Source organism: Arthrobacter sp. HMSC06H05 (assembly GCF_001807395.1).
In the GTDB taxonomy this organism is placed as follows: domain Bacteria; phylum Actinomycetota; class Actinomycetes; order Actinomycetales; family Micrococcaceae; genus Pseudoglutamicibacter; species Pseudoglutamicibacter albus.
In genome coordinates, this window is sequence record NZ_KV788985.1 from 1 (window position 1) to 3,321 (window position 3,321).

1 rRNA gene is annotated in these 3,321 nt (G+C 54.4%); it reads right to left on the bottom strand.

Going from position 1 to position 3,321, the window contains the following annotated elements:
• Window positions 1-6 precede the first annotated feature (6 nt).
• Window positions 7-3,120, bottom strand: a 23S ribosomal RNA gene (locus HMPREF3160_RS06700).
• Window positions 3,121-3,321 lie beyond the last annotated feature (201 nt).

Sequence of the window (3,321 nt, forward strand, 5' to 3'; positions counted from 1 at the left end):
GTTGTTGTGTGTAAGTGATCGGCCTATTAGTACAGGTCAGCTGAACACGTCTATGGTCCGTGCGTACACTTCCTGCCTATCAACCCAGTGGTCTAGCTGGGGGCCTCTCCCAAACAAGTTTGGTTGGAAATGTTATCTTGAAGCAGGCTTCCCGCTTAGATGCTTTCAGCGGTTATCCTTCCCGAACGTAGCTAATCAGCGGTGCACCTGGCGGTACAACTGACATACCAGAGGTTCGTCCGTCCCGGTCCTCTCGTACTAGGGACAGCCCTTCTCACATTTCCTACGCGCGCAGAGGATAGGGACCGAACTGTCTCACGACGTTCTAAACCCAGCTCGCGTGCCGCTTTAATGGGCGAACAGCCCAACCCTTGGGACCGACTCCAGCCCCAGGATGCGACGAGCCGACATCGAGGTGCCAAACCATGCCGTCGATATGGACTCTTGGGCAAGATCAGCCTGTTATCCCCGAGGTACCTTTTATCCGTTGAGCGACAGCGCTTCCACAAGCCACTGCCGGATCACTAGTCCCGACTTTCGTCCCTGCTTGACCTGTCAGTCTCGCAGTCAAGCTCCCTTGTGCACTTACACTCGACACCTGATTGCCAACCAGGCTGAGGGAACCTTTGGGCGCCTCCGTTACCATTTAGGAGGCAACCGCCCCAGTTAAACTACCCATCAGGCACTGTCCCTGACCCGGATCACGGGCCGAGGTTAGACATCCGATACGGTCAGAGTGGTATTTCAACAATGACTCCACAACCACTGGCGTGGCTGCTTCACAGTCTCCCACCTATCCTACACAAACCGCACCGAACACCAATACCAAACTATAGTAAAGGTCACGGGGTCTTTCCGTCCTTCTGCGCGTAACGAGCATCTTTACTCGTACTGCAATTTCGCCGAGTTCATGGTTGAGACAGCAGGGAAGTCGTTGCTCCATTCGTGCAGGTCGGAACTTACCCGACAAGGAATTTCGCTACCTTAGGATGGTTATAGTTACCACCGCCGTTTACTGGGGCTTAAATTCTCCGCTTCGAACACGAATGTTCTAACAGGTCCTCTTAACCTTCCAGCACCGGGCAGGAGTCAGTCCGTATACATCGTCTTGCGACTTCGCACGGACCTGTGTTTTTAGTAAACAGTCGCTTCCCTCTGGTCTCTGCGGCCCACACCCGCTCACCCCAGCATGTGGGGGTCACGAGGCAGGCCCCCCTTCTTCCGAAGTTACGGGGGCATTTTGCCGAGTTCCTTAACCATGATTCTCTCGATCGCCTCGGTATTCTCTACCAGATCACCTGTGTCGGTTTCGGGTACGGGCAGCTAGAACCTCACGTCGATGCTTTTCTCGGCAGTACAGGATCACCGGATCACCCACCACAATGTGGGCGCCCATCAAGTCTCAGCCATTATGGTGTACGGATTTGCCTATACACCGGCCTACACTCTTAGACCAGGTCGATTCCATTGCCTGGCCCGGCTACCTCTCTGCGTCACACCTGTTACTACGTTTACCTCCACGAATCGGGTCCCACGCCGCACACACCATCTAGCCACAAAGTGGCTGGTCTGGTGTGGTTGGGGTGGTTAGCATCATCGCTTCGATATGGACGGTTCTTCGCCGGTACGGGAATATCAACCCGTTGTCCATCGACTACGCCTGTCGGCCTCGCCTTAGGTCCCGACTCACCCAGGGAAGAAAAACTTGACCCTGGAACCCTTGATCATTCGGCGGACGGGTTTCTCACCCGCCATTCGCTACTCATGCCTGCATTCTCACTCGAACACGCTCCACCTGATGGTTTCCACCCAGGCTTCACCACATGCCCGACGCTCCCCTACCCACCCCACACAAAAGTATGGAGTGACACAGCTTCGGCGGTGTACTTGAGCCCCGCTACATTGTCGGCGCGGAATCACTTGACCAGTGAGCTATTACGCACTCTTTCAAGGGTGGCTGCTTCTAAGCCAACCTCCTGGTTGTCTCAGCAACTCCACATCCTTTCCCACTTAGCACACGCTTAGGGGCCTTAGCTGATGTTCTGGGCTGTTTCCCTCTCGACTCATGAAGCTTATCCCTCACAGTCTCACTGCTACGCTCTCACTTCACCGCATTCGGAGTTTGGTTGACGTCAGTAACCTTGTAGGGCCCATCAGCCATCCAGTAGCTCTACCACGGTAAAGAAACACGTAACGCTGCACCTAAATGCATTTCGGGGAGAACCAGCTATCACGGAGTTTGATTGGCCTTTCACCCCTACCCACAGCTCATCCCCCCAGTTTTCAACCTAGGTGGGTTCGGTCCTCCACGTGCTCTTACACACGCTTCAACCTGGCCATGGGTAGATCACCCCGCTTCGGGTCTAGACCGTGCCACTACAACGCCCTCTTCAGACTCGCTTTCGCTACGACTACCCCACACGGGTTAACCTCGCGACACAGCACTAACTCGCAGGCTCATTCTTCAAAAGGCACGCCATCACCCCACAAAAAAGGGCTTTGACGGTTTGTAAGCGCATGGTTTCAGGCACTATTTCACTCCCCTCCCGGGGTACTTTTCACCATTCCCTCACGGTACTGATCCGCTATCGGTCATCAGGTAGTATTCAGGCTTACCAGGTGGTCCTGGCAGATTCACACGAGATTCCACGAGCCCCGTGCTACTCGGGTCATACGATCTAGCGGCGGAACATAATACGACTACGGGACTCACACCCTCTACGGTGCAGCACTCACACTGCTTCGTCTCCACGCCCGCACCTCACCAGCCAGCCACGGCAGTAACTGGACACATACACCCACAACCCCCGCACCGCAACCCCTGCCGGGTATCACACGATACAGGTTTAGCCCCATCCGCGTTCGCTCGCCACTACTAACGGAATCACTATTGTTTTCTCTTCCTAAGGGTACTGAGATGTTTCACTTCCCCTCGTTCCCCCCATAACACCTATATATTCAGTGTCAGGTCACACACCTCACAGCATGCGGGGTTCCCCCATTCGGACATCCTGGGATCACCGTCCGATTATCAACTCCCCCAGGCTTATCGCAGATTCCCACGTCCTTCATCGGCTCCTGATGCCAAGGCATCCACCATACGCTCTCAACAACTTACACACACATGCAAACCATTGATTCATGAGCAACAAACACAACCCACACAACCAACAAACCAACCAAAAAGAAAAGGCCGGGCTGATTGTGTTGGGTTGAGAAAATCACATACATGAAAACAACACCCCACAAGGGGTGTCATCCTCCCAAGATGCTCGCGCCACTATGCAGTAACCAAACAACAACCCCACACCCACCAACCAC